We start from the raw sequence: 14,701 nt of genomic DNA, 5'->3' as shown, positions 1-14,701 counted from the left end.
TCGCCATTGATGCGAATCATGCCGCAATGCATCCACGCGTTGTCGTAGGTCTTGCCGGTGGCCGCTTCGCTCTGGGCGATTTCGTTTTCATGGTGCGGGAACTCGAGGTCGCTGCCGCCGCCATGAATGTCGAAGGTTTCACCCAGGCAGCAGGTCGACATCACCGAGCACTCGATGTGCCAGCCCGGACGCCCGGCGCCCCATGGCGATTCCCAACTCGGCTCGCCCGGCTTGGCGGCTTTCCACAGCACGAAGTCCAGCGGGTCCTGCTTGGACTCGTCGACTTCGATCCGTGCGCCGATGCGCAGGTCTTCGATCTTCTTGCGCGACAGCTTGCCATAGCCCATGAACTTGGCGACGCGGTAGTACACGTCGCCATTGCCCGGTGCGTAGGCGTAGCCCTTGTCGATCAAGGTCTGGATCATCGCGTGCATGCCCGGGATATGGTCAGTGGCACGCGGTTCCATGTCCGGCTTCTTGATATTCAGGCGCGCTTCATCTTCGTGCATCGCCGCGATCATGCGTTCGGTCAAAGCTTCGAACGACTCGCCGTTCTCGTTGGCCCGATTGATGATCTTGTCGTCGATGTCGGTGATGTTGCGCACGTAGGTCAGGTCGTAACCGCTGAACCGCAACCAGCGGGTCACCAGGTCGAACGCGACCATGCTGCGGCCATGGCCCAGGTGGCAGTAGTCGTACACGGTCATCCCGCAGACGTACATGCGCACCTTGTTGCCATCCAGCGGCTTGAAGACTTCTTTGCTCTTGGTGAGCGTGTTGTAGATCGTTAGCACTTTATGTTGTTCCTTGAATCACTGGCCCCACGAATCACGCAAGGTCACGGTACGGTTGAACACCGGAGCGCCCGGTTTCGAGTCCTTGATATCCGCGACGAAGTAACCTTCGCGCTCGAACTGGAAACGGTCTTCCGGCTGTGCATTGCCCAGCGAAGGCTCGGCACGACAACCAGTGAGAACTTGCAGCGAGTCAGGGTTGATGTTGTCCAGGAAACTGGCGCTGTCTTCGGCCTTCTCAGGGTTGGCCGAACGGAACAGGCGATCATACAGACGCACTTCGCACTCGACGCTGGCCGCAGCCGGCACCCAGTGCACCACGCCTTTGACCTTGCGACCTTCAGGGTTCTTGCCGAGCGTTTCCGGATCGTAGGAGCAACGCAGTTCGACGATGTTGCCATCGGCGTCCTTTATCGCTTCGTCGGCACGGATCACGTAGCTGCCGCGCAGACGCACTTCGCCGTTTGGCTCCAGGCGCTTGTAGCCCTTCGGCGGCTCTTCCATGAAGTCTTCACGGTCGATGTAGAGCTCACGGGCGAACGGCAGAACGCGCACGCCCATGTCTTCTTTCGGGTGGCACGCCAATTCGAGGTTTTCGACCTGGCCTTCCGGGTAGTTGGTGATCACGACTTTCAGCGGACGCAACACGCACATGGCGCGTGGGGCGCTGTGGTCAAGGTCGTCACGGATGCTGAATTCAAGCATGCCAAAGTCGACGACGCCGTCGGAGCGGTTGGTGCCGATCATTTCGCAGAAGTTGCGGATCGATTTCGGCGTGTAGCCACGGCGACGGAAACCCGACAGCGTGGACATGCGCGGATCGTCCCAACCATTGACGTGTTTCTCGTCCACGAGCTGCTTGAGCTTGCGCTTGCTGGTGATGGTGTAGTTCAGGTTCAGGCGGCTGAACTCGTACTGACGCGGTTTCGCCGGTACTGGCAGGTTCTCGAGGAACCACTCGTACAGCGGACGATGGCTTTCGAACTCCAGGGTGCAGATCGAGTGGGTGATGCCTTCGAGGGCGTCCGACTGACCGTGGGTGAAGTCGTAGTTCGGGTAGATGCACCACTTGTCACCGGTCTGGTGGTGATGCGCGTGACGGATGCGATACATGATCGGGTCGCGCAGGTTCATGTTCGGCGAGGCCATGTCGATCTTGGCCCGCAGCACGCGTGCGCCGTCCTTGAATTCGCCGGCCTTCATACGGGCGAACAGGTCGAGGTTTTCTTCAACCGAGCGGTCACGGAACGGGCTGTTCTTGCCCGGCTCGGTCAGGCTGCCACGGTATTCCTTGGCTTGCTCGGGGGTCAGGTCGTCGACGTAAGCCTTGCCGGCCTTGATCAGCTCTACCGCCCAGTCGTGCAACTGGTCGAAATACTGCGAGGCATAGCGCACTTCACCGGACCATTCGAAGCCCAGCCATTTGACGTCGCTTTCGATCGCGTCGATGTATTCCTGGTCTTCCTTGGCCGGGTTGGTGTCGTCGAAACGCAGGTGCGTGACGCCGCCGAATTCCTGAGCCAGACCGAAGTTCACACAGATCGACTTGGCGTGACCGATGTGCAGGTAGCCGTTGGGCTCAGGCGGGAAACGGGTGACGATCTGCGTGTGCTTACCCGAGTCCAGGTCCGCCTGGATGATCGGGCGCAGGAAATTGACCGGCACGGCAGGGCCGGTCTTGGAATTCGAGGTAGGGTCGACAGTGGGCTTGCTCATAGGATCCTTGAACGTACAAGTGCGCGGCCAGTTGGCCAAATCAAAGCGGCTGTTATAAATCAAAGGGGCTTATCATAGCCGATGCTGTCAAGTGGCTGACAGAGCAGGCCGGCAATCGGCTGCATTTAATCGGCTGGCAATGAAAAACAGCCTCGAAATTCGCGCCCGGCACGCTAAACTGCCTGCCTTGGCCGACACTGGCCGGACCGGTTGAGGGCCTGAACTCCCTGAAACCCACGAATTCATAGAAAAAAGAGTACCGATCATGACCCAAGTCAAACTGTCCACCAACTTCGGCGACATCGTCCTGGAGCTGAATGCTGAGAAAGCCCCGATCACCGTGGCCAACTTCATCGAGTACGTTAAAGCCGGTCACTACGAAAACACTGTTTTCCACCGTGTCATCGGCAACTTCATGATCCAGGGCGGCGGTTTCGAGCCAGGCATGAAAGAAAAGAAAGACAAGCGCCCAAGCATCCAGAACGAAGCCGACAACGGCCTGCCGAACGTGAAGTACAGCGTGGCCATGGCCCGCACCATGGAGCCGCATTCGGCTTCCGCCCAGTTCTTCATCAACGTGGCTGACAACAGCTTCCTGAACCACAGCGCCAAGACCGTTCAGGGTTGGGGCTACGCTGTATTCGCCAAAGTAGTCGGAGGCACCGACGTGGTCGACAAGATCAAAGGCGTGGCCACGACTTCCAAAGCCGGCCACCAGGACGTACCCGCAGAAGACGTGATCATCGAGAAAGCCGAGATCATTGAGTGATACTGCTGATTTCAGACTTGCATCTGGAAGAGGAGCGCCCGGACATTACCCGGGCGTTTCTGGATTTGCTCGCTAGACGTGCCCGCTCAGCGAGTGCGTTGTACATTCTGGGCGACTTTTTCGAGGCGTGGATTGGCGACGATGCCATGACGCCGTTCCAGCGTTCCATCTGCCAGGCCCTGCGCGACCTCAGCGACAGCGGCACGGCCATTTTTCTGATGCACGGCAATCGCGACTTCATGCTTGGCCAGGCCTTCTGCAAACAGGCCGGCTGCACGTTGTTGAAAGACCCGAGTGTCGTGCAGTTTTACGGCGAGCCGGTGCTGTTGATGCATGGCGACAGCCTCTGCACCCGCGACGTCGGCTATATGAAGCTGCGACGTTACCTGCGCAACCCGATCACCCTGTTTATCCTGCGGCACCTGCCCTTGCGCACGCGCCATAAACTGGCGCACAAGCTGCGCAGTGAAAGCCGTGCGCAGGTGCGGATGAAGGCCAATGACATTGTTGATGTCACACCTGAGGAAGTGCCGCGGGTCATGCAGCAATATGGCGTGAGAACCTTGATCCACGGGCATACCCATCGCCCGGCCATCCACAAGTTGCAGATTGGCGAGCAGGCGGCCAAACGCATTGTGTTGGGGGATTGGGACCGTCAGGGCTGGGCGTTGCAGGTGGATGAGCAAGGGTTTGCGTTGGCGCCATTTGATTTTGGTAACCCGCGCCTGACTGCAGAATGAAACCCCTGTAGGAGCGAGGCTTGCCCGCGAAGGCGTCGCCACATTCAACATCAATGTTGACTGATATGACGCCTTCGCGGGCAAGCCTCGCTCCTACAAGGTTTCGATCAATGCCCCGCCGAGGCCGGCCCCGCCTTTGCCGCAAACGGCGGTTTCGCCAGCCACACCAGCAGAATCAACCCCATGAACGCCCACCCCAGCAACGTGAAGTAATCCACGGTGGAGAGCATGTACGCCTGGCTGGTCAGCACATGATCCAGTTGCGCGTAAGCCGGGTTACCCGCCCCGCCGAGCGTGTTCAACGCCTCCCGGGTCGCCGGCTCATACGTGGTAATGCTTTCACTCAAATATGCATGGTGTTGATCGGCCCGGCGAATCCAGATCCAGGTGGTCAACGATGCCGCAAAACTACCGCCCAGGGTCCGCAGGAAGGTCGCAAGTCCTGCGCCGTCAGCAATCTGGCTCGGCGGCAAGTCCGACATCAAAATGCTCAGGGTCGGCATGAAGAACAGCGCCACGCCAATGCCCATGAACAATTGCACCAGCGCGATGTGCTGGAAGTCCACTTCGTTGGTAAACCCGGCGCGCATGAAGCAACTCAAACCGATGCAGAGGAACGCGCCACCAGCCAATAGTCGGAGGTCGAACTTGTGCGCGTACTTGCCGACAAACGGCGACAGCAGCACCGGCAAAATACCGATCGGCGCCACCGCCAATCCGGCCCAGGTGGCGGTGTAGCCCATCTGGGTTTGCAGCCATTGTGGCAGGATCAGGTTGATGCCGAAGAACCCGGCATAACCGCCCACCAGCACAATGGTGCCGATACGGAAGTTGCGGTAAGCGAACAGCCGCAGGTTGACCACCGGGTGTTTGTCGGTCATTTCCCAGATCACGAACACCGCCAGGGCAATCACTGAAATAGCCGCGCCGACGATGATGAAGTTCGATTCGAACCAGTCCAGATCATTGCCCTTGTCGAGGATCACCTGCAACGCGCCGACACCGATGATCAAGGTGATCAAACCCACGTAATCCATCGGCTGGTAACTGGTCATCACAGGACGCGCCTTGAGTTGCTGGCGCACGACCATCACCGCGAAAACCCCGATCGGTACGTTGATAAAGAAAATCCACGGCCAGCTGTAGCTGTCAGTAATCCAGCCGCCGAGGATCGGCCCTGCAATCGGTGCCACCACCGTGACCATTGCCAGCAACGCCAGGGCCATGCCTCGCCTGGCGGGTGGATAAACTGCAATCAGCAGCGTCTGGGTCATCGGGTACAAGGGACCTGCCACCAGGCCTTGAAGCACCCGAAAGCCGATCAGCTCTGGCATCGAGGTCGAGATGCCACAGAGAAACGAGGCCAGCACGAACAGCATCGTCGCCCAGAGAAACAGCTTCACCTCACCGAAACGCCGGCTGAGCCAACCGGTCAGTGGCAGCGCGATGGCGTTGCTCACGGCAAACGAGGTGATGACCCAGGTGCCCTGCTCCGAACTCACGCCCAGGTTGCCGGAAATCGTTGGCAAAGCCACGTTGGCGATGGTGGTGTCGAGCACCTGCATGAAGGTCGCCAGCGACAGGCCGATGGTACTGAGCAGCAGGCTGGGCGGCGTGAAAGACGCGTTATTGCTCATCGCAAATCCTTTGGAGCTGAATTTTTTGGAGCGGGGCTGGCGCTGCGCCCGTTACAGACGCAGCTGACCTTGTGGGAGCGAGCCTTTGTGGCGAGGGAACTTGCTCCCGCTCGGCTGCGAAGCAGTCGCAGAGCTTTTGGGGTCGCTTCGCGACCCAGCGGGAGCAAGCTCCCTCGCCACAAAGGCTCACTCCCACAGGGGCGGCGTGATGACCAATCAGCGGTGCGCGGTTTTACTGACCGCGGCGCTGTTGTCATGGATTAACTGGGTGATCATCGCGTCGGCCTCGGCCAACTGACGGTCGTAGATGCCGGTGCTGAACGAAGCCTTTTGCGGCGACTGTTGCGCCAGCACCGGACCACTCTGGTCACGCAGATTCACATCGACTTGAGTCGACAGGCCGACCCGCAATGGGTGCCTGGCCAGCTCTTCGGCATTGATGTGAATCCGCACCGGTACCCGCTGGACGATCTTGATCCAGTTACCGGTGGCGTTCTGTGCCGGCAGCAAGGCAAACGCGCTGCCAGTCCCGGCGCCGAGGCTGTCGATGGTGCCGCTGTATTTGACGTCGCTGCCGTAGAGGTCGGCCTCGATGTCCACCGGCTGACCGATGCGCATGTCACGCAGCTGGGTTTCCTTGAAGTTGGCGTCGATCCACAGCTGATCCAGCGGAATCACCGCCATCAGCGCGGTGCCCGGCTGGACCCGCTGGCCCAGTTGCACACTGCGTTTGGCCACGTAACCGGTGACCGGCGCGATCAAGGTGCTGCGGGCATTGTTCAGGTACGCCTGACGCAATTGCGCGGCGGCGGACATCACGTCTGGATGCGACGACACCACGGTGTCATCAACCAGCGCGCTGGTGGTCATGAGCTGTTGTTTGGCGTTGGCCAGGGCGTTCTGCGCCGAGGTCAGGTCATCACGGGCGTGGGACAGTTCTTCCTGGGAAATCGCCCCGCCGGCGGCAAGGTTTTTCCGCCGATTGAAGTTGTCCTGGGCTTTCTGCACTTCGGCCTGCTGCGCATTGACCTGGGCTTTCATGCCGTCGACATTGCTGTACAAACCGCGCACCTGGCGCACGGTGCGAGCCAGATTGGCTTGGGCACTTTGCAGACCGACTTCGGCGTCGTTCGGGTCAAAGTTGACCAGCACCTGGCCTTCGTGGACCAGGTCGCCATCGTCGGCACCGATGCTGACCACGGTGCCAGTGACCAGCGGGGTGATTTCCACCACGTTGCCGTTCACATAGGCGTCGTCGGTGCTTTCGTTCCAGCGACCGTAAAATTCTTGATAACCCCACACGCCGAGCCCGGCGAGGATCACCACGATGGTCAGTGCAAACAGCATCACTTTGCGCTTGCGTGGATTGCTCGTGTCTTGAGCGTTGTCAGGGGCTTGGGATGTATCGACAGTGGCCATGACGGGTACCTTGAATTAGTTGTGCTGCGTGGCTGGGGTTGCGTTGGCTGCGGTCAGGGTTTCGCCCTGGAAGCCGCCGCCCAGCGCTTGCATCAGTTGAATCGACAGGTCGATCTGCTCGGCATTCAGGTTGGCCAGTTGACGCTGGGCCTGGAGCAATTGCTGCTCGATGCTGAGCACATCCAGGTAATTACCGATACCGGAACCGTAGCGTTGGACCACGGTGTTGTAAGAATCCTGGGCAATGTCGGTGGCGTGCTGCTGGGCGCCGATTTGCCGGCCGATATCGCGCAACTGGTTGATGGTGTCGCTGACATCGCCCAGGGCTTTCACCAGACTTTTGTTGTACTGCGCCACCGCGAGGTCGTAATCGGCGTCGCGGGAATCGAGGTCGGCCCGCAAACGGCCACCGTCGAAAATCGGCACCGAGATCGTCGGCGCGACATTGAAGAAGCGACTGGCGGAACCGAACATCGCATCGCCCAGCAATGATTCGACACCGGCCGCCGCGCTCAGGTTGAGGTTGGGGTAAAACTGAGTCTTGCCCGCCGCGATGTTTTTGCTCGCGGCTTCAACCCGCCAGCGTGCCGCCACCAGGTCCGGGCGACGACCGAGCAACTCCGCCGGCAGCACCGACGGCAACGCCACGGCGCTGGCCTGGAGAACTTTCGGTCGGACGATTTCATTGCCGCGATCCGGGCCTTTGCCCAGCAGCACCGCCAAGGCGATTTTCGCGCTTTGCAGGCGTTTCTCGGCGTCGATCAGGCTGGCTTCGGCGCTGGCTTCCAGGCTTTCGGTCTGCTGGAACTGGTACTGGCTGTCGATCCCCGAGCTCAGGCGACGCTGGCTGAGGTCGAGCATTTGTTGGGTGCGCTTGAGGTCTTCGCTGGCCAGGTCATGGATGATGTGCGCCTGCCCCAGATCGCTGTAGGCGCGGGCGACATCGGCGGACAAGGTCAGCTGCGCGGCCTGCTGATCGACTTCGGCGGCACGGGCCTGGCCCAATGCGGCTTCCCAGGCGTCGCGCTGACCGCCCCAAAGGTCGAAGTTGTAATTGAAACTCGCACCGAGATTACGCACGGTGGAATAGGTGCCGCCCTGCCCGCTCGGGTCCTGATCGCGGGCCAGACGCGAACGGCTGACGCCGGCGCTGGCATCGAGGGTCGGCATCCGCGCGGCGCCGACGGCATAGGCAGCGGCGCTGGCCTGATGGGCGCGGGCGTCGGCGATTTGCATGTCGGGGCTGTCGTGCAAGGCTTCGCGGATCAGACCGTCGAGTTGCGGATCGCCGAGGCTTTTCCACCAGTCGCTTTTCGGCCACGCCGCGGGCGACAGCGTCACGCCGTTGAGGGATTGCCCGGCCTTTAGATTTTTCGCATCGAGGCTGACGCCTTCGGTGGTCAGGCCGCTGTAACTGGCACAACCGGCGAGGCTCATGGCCAACAGCACCAGGCTCAATCCGCTGCGCAGGCTTTTACTGTTCATGGCCACCTACCCGCAGCAGGGTGATCGAGTCACCCGCGGCTACCAGAATTTTCTTCAGGATCTGTTCCAGGGTTTTCAATTCTTCCGGGGTGATGGCGCCGGCCAGTTCATTCATGGCGTCGGCGCCGATCTGCGGCAACTGATCGGTCAGCCGCTGGCCCTGTTCGGTCAGCACCAACTGAACCTGACGCCGGTCTGCCTCAGAGCGTTGGCGGGCGAGGAAACCTTTTTGTTCCAGACGATCGAGCATGCGGGTCATCGAACCGCTGTCCAGCGACAGGTGACGGCACAGCTCGGCCGGGGTATCGACGCCGAACTGGGCCATGATGATCAGCACTTTGAACTGCGCGGCGGTGATGCCGTGGGGTTCCATGTGTGTGTCGATGATCCGGTCCTTGAGCAGCGCAGCGCGCCCGAGCAAAAGGCCGAGATGGCAATTATGGAAATCGTATGAGGTGAAATGTTTCATCTGACCACCGATTAGCTGCCTAGGCAGAGAATGTATGTCGAGATGTTACTGCCTAGGCAGAGAATGTCAACGCAATAGTTAGGATGCTTTGTATTTGACTGATAAGTGGCGACGGGATTTGTAGTGACCGCACTGCCGCCTTCGCGAGCAAGCCCGATCCCACATTTGATCGCATGCTTATGTAGCGACTCGGTCGAATGTGGGAGCGGGCTTGCTCGCGAAGGCAGCGACTCGGTTATGAAGTGGGGCGGGCCTAGAAATCCCGCTTGTAGAAGATGTCCAGCGAACTGGCCACGCCGCTGGCGGCTTCGAGGTAGACCTTTTTGCTCAGTTTGTAGCGCAAGGCGATGGTGTTGGCCGGTTCGAACACCCCGACGCCATAACGCAGGCTGAGTTTTTCCGAGATGTTGCCGCTGGCCACCACGGCGGTGCTAGTGCCGCTGCCTTGGGTGTCGAGCTGGAAGTCCTGAATGCCCAGATCCTTGGCCAAGCCGCTGGTCACGCCGGAGCTGCCCATCAAGCCCAACCCGAGGGCGGCCTGGGCGAGCATGTTGTTGTCTTCACCGGTGGTGCTCAGCGGACGCCCCAGCACCAGATAGGACAATGCCTGCTCCTGACTCATCGCCGGTTCGGAAAAGATCTGCGTGGTCGGCTGCTCGGCGCTGCCACTCAGGCGAATGCCGGCAATGACATCGTCGGTCTGGCGAATCGCTTCGATGTCCAGATACGGCTGATCGATGGGACCGGCAAACAACAGGCGCGCCCGGCGCACCGTCAGTCGCTGACCGTAAGCGCGATAACGCCCGTCGTTGAGCCACAGCTCGCCACGGGTGTCCATGTTGTCGCCGATATGCACCTGGCCTTGCAGGTTGGCGGTCAGGCCGAACCCGGCAAAGCTGAGTTTGTCCTGCCCCACCACCACATCGATGTCCATCGCCATGGCCATCGGCGGTTTGCCCTCTTCGGTCTGCTGACCGACGATCACCGTGTCATCGGAGACCTTGACCGTGGACGGCGGCAGCTCGCGCACGATGATCTCGCCCTTTGGCACCAGCACTTTGCCGACGATTGCCAGTCTGTCGTCCTTCATGGAGATCTTCAGGTCCGGCGCGACTTCCAGCGCGGCGTAGGGTTCTACGGTGACCGGCAACTGCGAGCCCTTGAGCGCCAGATCCACCACCAGCGCCTGGCCCCAAGCGATGTTGCCATTGAGGCTGCCGTGCCCGGTCTTGCCGCTTTTCCAGCCGCCGTTCAGTTGCACGGTTTCGCCGGCAATCACGGCTTGAAGTTGCAAGGCTTCGAGCGCCATCGGCAGTTCAGGCCCGGAGATTTCACCGTCGCGCAGCTCAAGGTTGCCATTGACCAACGGCGCCAGCAGTCCGCCGGACAATGTGCCGCTGCCGCTCAAATGCCCGGTGAGTTTCTCGACCATCGGCACAAACGGCCGCGCCACCGACAAGTCCAGGCCACTGAGGCGGAATGAACCGGTCAGCGGTTTGTTCTTCGGCAGCGGGTTGATTTGCGCCTGAACCATCAGCTCACCGAGCTTGCCGCCGACAAAGTTGAGGTCGGTGTCGATGCGTTTTGGCGTGAGTTTGCTGGTGAGTTTCAGGGTCTGGTACGGGAAGTCCAGCCATTGCTCCTTCTCACGCATACGCAAGGTGCCGCCACTGGCGTCGATGCTGACCAGACCGTTCGGGCCGCTGGCCGGCAAGTCCAGTTGCAGGTCGGCGTTGAGCTTGCCCTGCCAGGCGAAATCCTTCGGCAACCATTGCGCGAGGCTGTCGATGGGGAACTGTTTGAGGTGATAACGCAGCTTCGGCTCGGGCATCAAGCGCTGGTCTTCGCCGCACAGGCTGGCCGGGCCGGACATCCAGCAATGGGCGCCGAAGTTGATTTTGCCGTCCGCCAGTCGCTCAAGCTTCGCCGGATTTTGCAGCTTCCAGTCCTGACCACCGGCCTGAATAAGCCCACTGGCCAGACGCCCACGCCAATTGCCCTTATCCAGCGTGCCGTCGAGACCGAGCGCCAGTTTCAGCTTCGGTCCTTGCAAGTCGAGGGCGAGTTTCTGATTTTTGATGTCGCCCTGACCGCTGGCGGTCAATGTGCCCAGTGACGTGTCGCCGGTCTGAATGCCGCTGCCCTTGAGGTCGATTTTCGCCCGCTGGGCGCTGTCGAGGGTGGCGTCCAGATTGAGGCTTTGCAGGCGATTGTCTTCGAAGGCCAGTTGCGTGCCTTGCAGACCGAGCTTGCCTTGTGGCGCTTTGAGCGTGCCGGCGACATCGACCCGACCATTGAGCTGACCGCGCAGTTGCGGCCAGAGCTGGGCCAGACGCGGCAGCTTGATGTCGAGCTGGCCGGTGAGCTTCTGTTGCAGGCTGCCTTTGCCGTTGATGCTGTTGTCGCCGAGGCGAATCTGCAAGGTATTGAGGTTCCACTGCTCGCCGTCGCCATCGGCCTTGGCTTGCAACACCGCCGGTTGCCCGCGCAGCTTGCCTTTCAGGTCCAGGTCGGCGGTCAGGCTGAGTTGTTCATTTTTCATCTCGCCTTTGCTGCGCAATGGCCCAGCCAAGGTGCCCGGCAATTCCGCGAGCCAGTACGCCGGGTTGATTGCCGAGAGGTCCAGCGCCGTATCCCAGGCGATACCGTCGGCGAACTGCAGATTCAGGTGCCCTTCGGCCTTGCCCTGCCCGGCTTCGAGTTTGAATTGCGGCAGGTGGATTTTGGTCAGATCGCCGCTGAACGGGCTGTTCAGACTGAACGCTCCGGCCGGGCCATCCAGTGCGGCTTTGAAGTTACCGATGTAGTTGCCGTCGGTGTAGGAGACCTCACCGTTGAAGCTGCGCAGCGCCACTTGCGGCTCGTCGATCAGCGGATAGAGACGGTGCCACGGGAAATCCAGCCAGTCGATTTTCGCTTCAGCACTCAGGCCTTTGCTCCAGTCCACTTGCCCGGTGAGCTTGAGGCTCTGTTTGTCGTTGGCCGTCAGGTCAAGGCCGGCGATTTGCGCGCCCTTGGCGTCGACCTTGCCTTGCAGCAACAGCGCAACCGGGCCTTGCTCTGCGGGTAACGTGGCTTTGCCGAGCAACTGGTAGCCGTTTTTCAGGTCGCCGTCGCCGGTGAGTTCCAGTTGATTGAGTTGCAGGGTGTCCGGTAGATCGGCGCTGGCCTTGAAGCCGTCAGCGGTGATGCGCACTTTGGCCGGCAAGTTTTCCGCCAGCGGTTGCAGCTCGCCAGTGAGTTGGCCGTTCAGGTAGCCGCTGCTGTCGGCTTTCAGGTTCAGGGTTTTCAGCAGATCGCCGTCGACCTTCAAGGCCAGTGCCCATGGTTCGGTACCCGGCGCTGGCAAGGTCAGTTTGCCTTCAGCAGTCAGCGGCCAGTTACCGCTCGGTTGCAACAGACCAGACAGGTTCAGGCTCAGTTCATCACGCTGCAAATGCACCGAGTCGATCTGCAAACCCTTCTCGGTCCAGTGCGCCGCCAGTTGCAGCCCCTTGAGTTCTTCACTGCCGTTGAACAGCAGGCGGCCGATTTTGACGTCGCCCAATTCGATGGCCAGCGGCAATTTCAAGTCCGGCAGACTGATCGGCCCGCTGCTTTCCTCTTCCACGCCCGGCGGGAATTGCAGGCTGACCTGCTCGGCCTGCAATTGCTCGATGCACAACGTCATGCGCATCAGGCACAGCGGCGACCAGGCGAAAATCGCTTTGTCCAGCTCGACCCGGCTGCTGTCCTGCTGCCACTCCAGATGATCGGCGCTCCACTGCCCCCCCAAACGGCCCTGGAAATTCTCCACGGTCAAACCCGGCACAAACCCGAGCGCCCAGCGACTGCCCGTCGGAGTACCCAGCACGGTGACCAGTGTCAGCACGATCAGCATCAGCAGCGCCGGGATCGCCAGCAGCGTTATTTTCAAACCACGCTTCACAGCTCAGGCCCCATGGAAAAGTGCAATCGAATGCCGCCGTCGTCGTCCATCGCGTGGGCCAGGTCAAGGCGAATCGGCCCCACCGGCGAAACCCAGCGCACACCAATACCGACCCCGGTTTTGAGGTTCGGCAGTTCGAGTGTATTGAAGGAGTTGCCCTGGTCGATGAAGGTAGCGACCCGCCATTTTTCGGCGACCGAGTATTGATACTCGACGCTGCCGGCCACCATGTAGCGGCCACCGATACGGTCGCCATCGGAGTTTTCCGGAGACAGGCTCTGGTAGTCGTAACCGCGCACGCTCTGATCGCCACCGGCGAAGAAGCGCAAGGACGGCGGAACGGATTTGTAGCCGTTGGTGGCGCTGCCGCCGACCTGCACCCGACCGAGCAAGCGGTGTTTGTCGAAGACCGTGGTCAGGCCTTTAACCAGCGCCGTGCCGTAGAGCAAGTTGGTGTCCGAACCCAACCCTTCCTTGGCGACTTTGGTTTCGAATTGCAGGCGATAACCGTTGTGCGGATCGATGCGGTTGTCACTTTTCAGGTACGAATAGCTCACGCCGGGCATCAGCAAGGTGCTGAGCCCCGAATCGTCACCGAGTTGGTATTCCTCACGCTGCCATTTGAGTGATACCACCCGCTGCCAGCCGCTGGGCAACTTGCTGTGCCATTCGGGGCCGAGGGTCAGCAGTTTGCTGAGGGTATCGGTGCCAGCGATTTCTTCATATTGATAACCACCGGCAAAACGCAGTTTGTCGGTCAATGGTGGGTCCAGCGGAACGTCGTAAAACAGCCCGACGTTCTGCCGTGGCGCCGAAATCTCGGCCTCCCAGCCGTAACTATGCCCTTGAGGATTGACCCAATGCCGCGTCCAGTTGGCTTTGACCCGTGGACCGACGTCGGTGGAAAAGCCCAGACCGAGGCCCATGGTCCGTGGCTTGCGGGTTTCCAGTTTGACCGCCACCGGGATCACGTCATCCTTGGACGCGGTCGGCGCCGCGTCGACGCGCACGCCCTCGAAATAACCGCTCGATTGCAGCGCCTGATTGAGTTCGGCGATCAGTTCGGAGTCGTAAGGCGTACCGGCCTTGAACGGCACCATGCGTTGCAGCAGGTCTTCGTCGAACGGCGTGTCGCCTTCAAAACTGACCTTGCCCAGCGCATAGCGTGGGCCGCTGTCGTAGATCAATTCGATGTCGGCGACGCCGGCGCGCGGGTCCACCAAGAGTTTCTGGCGGGTGAAGCGCCCACTGAAAAAGCCGTAGCGTGAGGCCTGGTTCTGGATCAGCCGCTTGGCGTCTTCGTAACGGCCATGGTTCAGCACCGCGCCGGGTTTGAGTAGATCGCTTTTCGGTACTCGAAAGGACTTGAAGGAGGCCGCCGGGCCGTCGATGCGCACCGTGACGTTGCGCAAATGGATCGGCTCACCGGGGTCGATGTTCAGCACCAGGCGCGGCGTCTTGCCGCCCTTCACGTCGCTGTCGATTTGCGGCTGGTAATAACCCAAGGCCTGGGCGGCCTTGCGCGCCTGTTCTTCGGCGCCGCGACTGAAGCGCAGCAAGGCTTCTTCATCGCGATCGCCGAGGCTACCGATATAGCCTTCTATATTGGCCTTCAGTTCATCGTTGGACGGTTTGATCCGCACATCCAATTCACTTTGCGCCAGCGCCGCGCAGCTGGAGATCAGCATCAACACGCCACTGGTAAATCTTCCGGGAAACTTCATAGCGCGGATGCTATCACGAG

10 protein-coding genes are annotated in these 14,701 nt (G+C 60.5%); 2 read left to right on the top strand and 8 right to left on the bottom strand.

Features of this window, described 5'->3' with window-relative positions; all coding sequences use genetic code 11:
• Positions 1-794, bottom strand: a 794-nt coding sequence (gene cysS, locus ACIPLA_RS17340; RefSeq protein WP_401174482.1) for a cysteine--tRNA ligase, incomplete at its 3' end; no start/stop codon positions are given.
• An 18-nt stretch (positions 795-812) separates the two neighbouring features.
• Positions 813-2,510 carry a glutamine--tRNA ligase/YqeY domain fusion protein gene (locus ACIPLA_RS17335; protein ID WP_401174479.1) on the bottom strand — a complete coding sequence of 566 codons (1,698 nt, stop codon included), beginning with the start codon at positions 2,508-2,510 and terminating at the stop codon, positions 813-815.
• Between the two features lie 265 nt (positions 2,511-2,775).
• On the opposite strand from ACIPLA_RS17335, the gene ACIPLA_RS17330 reads away from it, so the two are divergent.
• Together ACIPLA_RS17330 and lpxH are read left to right on the top strand one after the other, a co-directional pair.
• On the top strand, positions 2,776-3,279 hold the full coding sequence (locus ACIPLA_RS17330; RefSeq protein WP_401174477.1) for a peptidylprolyl isomerase: 504 nt from the start codon (positions 2,776-2,778) through the stop codon (positions 3,277-3,279).
• Entirely contained in the window at positions 3,276-4,019 is a 744-nt protein-coding gene (gene lpxH / locus ACIPLA_RS17325; protein WP_401174474.1) for a UDP-2,3-diacylglucosamine diphosphatase, read from the top strand. The genes ACIPLA_RS17330 and lpxH overlap by 4 nt, the downstream gene beginning before the upstream one ends.
• Positions 4,020-4,126: 107 nt before the next feature.
• On the opposite strand, the gene ACIPLA_RS17320 is transcribed toward lpxH, so the two are convergent.
• The 6 genes from ACIPLA_RS17320 to ACIPLA_RS17295 form a co-directional block, all read right to left on the bottom strand.
• Entirely contained in the window at positions 4,127-5,656 is a 1,530-nt protein-coding gene (locus ACIPLA_RS17320; RefSeq protein WP_218394420.1) for a DHA2 family efflux MFS transporter permease subunit, read from the bottom strand.
• A gap of 216 nt (positions 5,657-5,872) precedes the next feature.
• Complete coding sequence (locus tag ACIPLA_RS17315; protein ID WP_192342614.1) at positions 5,873-7,075, bottom strand: HlyD family efflux transporter periplasmic adaptor subunit; 1,203 nt, start codon at positions 7,073-7,075, stop codon at positions 5,873-5,875.
• A gap of 15 nt (positions 7,076-7,090) precedes the next feature.
• Entirely contained in the window at positions 7,091-8,560 is a 1,470-nt protein-coding gene (locus ACIPLA_RS17310; protein ID WP_401174469.1) for an efflux transporter outer membrane subunit, read from the bottom strand.
• On the bottom strand, positions 8,550-9,029 hold the full coding sequence (locus ACIPLA_RS17305; RefSeq protein ID WP_401174466.1) for a MarR family winged helix-turn-helix transcriptional regulator: 480 nt from the start codon (positions 9,027-9,029) through the stop codon (positions 8,550-8,552). The genes ACIPLA_RS17310 and ACIPLA_RS17305 overlap by 11 nt, the downstream gene beginning before the upstream one ends.
• A gap of 253 nt (positions 9,030-9,282) precedes the next feature.
• On the bottom strand, positions 9,283-12,957 hold the full coding sequence (locus tag ACIPLA_RS17300) for a translocation/assembly module TamB domain-containing protein (RefSeq protein ID WP_401174463.1): 3,675 nt from the start codon (positions 12,955-12,957) through the stop codon (positions 9,283-9,285).
• Complete coding sequence (locus ACIPLA_RS17295; RefSeq protein WP_401174460.1) at positions 12,954-14,681, bottom strand: autotransporter assembly complex family protein; 1,728 nt, start codon at positions 14,679-14,681, stop codon at positions 12,954-12,956. The genes ACIPLA_RS17300 and ACIPLA_RS17295 overlap by 4 nt, the downstream gene beginning before the upstream one ends.
• Between the last annotated feature and the right edge of the window lie 20 nt (positions 14,682-14,701).

Source organism: Pseudomonas sp. NPDC086112, assembly GCF_044746425.1.
GTDB lineage: Bacteria > Pseudomonadota > Gammaproteobacteria > Pseudomonadales > Pseudomonadaceae > Aquipseudomonas.
This window is presented reverse-complemented; position numbering and strand designations above follow the sequence as displayed.